Source organism: Scandinavium sp. (assembly GCF_036271055.1).
GTDB lineage: Bacteria > Pseudomonadota > Gammaproteobacteria > Enterobacterales > Enterobacteriaceae > Scandinavium.
In genome coordinates this window covers 1-1,876 of sequence record NZ_DATBBJ010000011.1, presented here as the reverse complement: position 1 = coordinate 1,876, position 1,876 = coordinate 1, and the positions used below count along the sequence as shown (strand labels likewise).

The 1,876-nt window shown below is 57.0% G+C and carries 2 protein-coding genes; both read right to left on the bottom strand.

The genetic code is table 11. The features are described 5' to 3' along the window. On the bottom strand, positions 1 to 1,113 hold a 1,113-nt coding region (locus VH187_RS01195), incomplete at its 3' end, for a putative transposase (RefSeq protein ID WP_329699672.1). A 47-nt stretch (positions 1,114 to 1,160) separates the two neighbouring features. Further along, on the bottom strand, positions 1,161 to 1,640 hold the full coding sequence (locus VH187_RS01190; RefSeq protein ID WP_329699671.1) for a hypothetical protein: 480 nt from the start codon (positions 1,638 to 1,640) through the stop codon (positions 1,161 to 1,163). Between the last annotated feature and the right edge of the window lie 236 nt (positions 1,641 to 1,876).

Here is a 1,876-nt window from a genome sequence, read left to right as displayed (position 1 = left end):
GTTCACCACCATGGTGGCATCAGGAACAATATCGGTGCCGTAGTCGACAAGGCCATCCAGATTATAGCTTTGGCGCATATATCGGAAGAAGTTTTCCTGCGACCATCGCGCAAACATGGCCGGACCCAACCGCGCCGCTGAGGATTTGTAATCAGTGGAAAGCACTGCAGTTTGATGACCACTCTCGGTCAGCTTGCGGACTTCGCGCACCCACAGTCGGTCGCCGAGCCAGGTCCCCCGCTCGGCAAGGCGTATCGTGGTCAATTCTCCTGACGACAAGCGTACAGGGAAAAACTCTTCTTGCGGCCAATCCTCGCCGGGATATTTGCGGTAGGTCAGGCATGCAATGCGGCGGTCCCTCATCTTGACGAAGAAGTTGGGGCTGTAACCTTCGCGATCAAAGACCACAGTAAAACGATGAAGCAGCGGATCAGCCTCAAGCTGGTCGGCGCCGGGTTGGTTCGGCACATCATTTTCAAGGCGCGGGACGATGTCGCATTCCAGCACCTGCAGCATGCCTGGGTCGACGGCCTGGCTCACCACAAAAAATGGCTTGCCGTCCATGGCGTTGACCCAATAATCAGCCGTCGCACTCAGACACAGGCGCTCGCGCGCGATGTAGTGCTTGGGTAATTGTCTGGTGCTGCCGTAGTAAACGCGAACATGGCCATCAATATAAAGAACAGCTGCCTCTTCTGGGGCCTCCGCCATCCACCCTTTGCAAAGCTCGGAGCTCCATGAAAAGGCCTGGTTCTGGTCAGCCAGGGTTTTGACTTTTATCCGCAAGGTCCGCGCTTCCGGAGCGCGGTCGAGGCCCAGTAATTTCCCCCATTCCCCTGGCGCGCAATAGCGCAGCGCTTCAATCGATTTGAGCCGGGCAAGCGCCATGAAAGCCAGAAGCAGAAAGATCGTTTTAAGACCATAAAAGCCCGCCGGCAGTTGAAAGTATTTGCCGGCATGACGTAAAAGTCCGCAGGCTAAAAGCGCCGGCAGCGCCAGCAAGACACCGCCTTTGGAAACATCAAGAGCAGGGTCAAAACGAGGCGCAGCCTCATCAAGCCCGCCGAGGCTCGCCGCTAGCCGTTCGATCGTCGCGGTCGCACCTCGCCCCATCGGGGCCGCACAATCCGCTTCAGCGCGCTCGCTTTTGGTGCTCGCGACTAAAGGCGATCCAGCGGGCTCTTTTTTTTAGCGGGCATGCGTATCCGCCCCGCCCGGATGGCTTTTTGCAGAGTATTGAGCTTCAACCCAAGCTTCTTGGCAACCTCCGCTTCACTGGCACCTGCCGCGAGAAGCTCCTCAATCTGCGCCACCACGCTGTCAACCAGCACCGCCGCACCGCGTGCCACGCGCGGTGCATAAAATCCCTTCGTTCCCTTCTCCCGATACAGCTTCACCGATCGCTTCACGCTGATGGATGTCACGCCAAAAGCCCGGATGATATCGCTTTGCTTGGCATAACCGCTTGCGCAGAACTGACTGGTGATCATCCGAAAGGTTGCGACATCTTTCTCACCATGGGTAAACACTGGCATGTGCCCGTTGAAATACGTTATCTGGCCATCCCTCCTCTCAAACGCCAGTTCGTCCGTAATGTGGGTCACACCACTCGGGAACATCGGAAGCTGAAGCTGGGGCATGGGTCGATCTCTCGCCACAGGGGGACAAAAAGGCCAAACACCCCCTCACACCGGGATCATTTCAGAATCGCGCCCGCTTCGCCCCAGCGTCCGTTTTCTATCCCCGCTCTTCTTTCGGAACGCATTGAAAGACCGGGCTATTCGCCAATTCCACCCCGCCAATCACGCACATGCGAGATCAGGAGGTCTGAATTTAGCCTAAATTTTTACCGGAGGGCTCAACCCGATGCGCAAGG

Bases quoted from the DNA above. Each gene is read 5' to 3' on its own strand.
- VH187_RS01190 (WP_329699671.1), bottom strand. From the start codon at position 1,640: ATGCCCCAGCTTCAGCTTCCGATGTTCCCGAGTGGTGTGACCCACATT.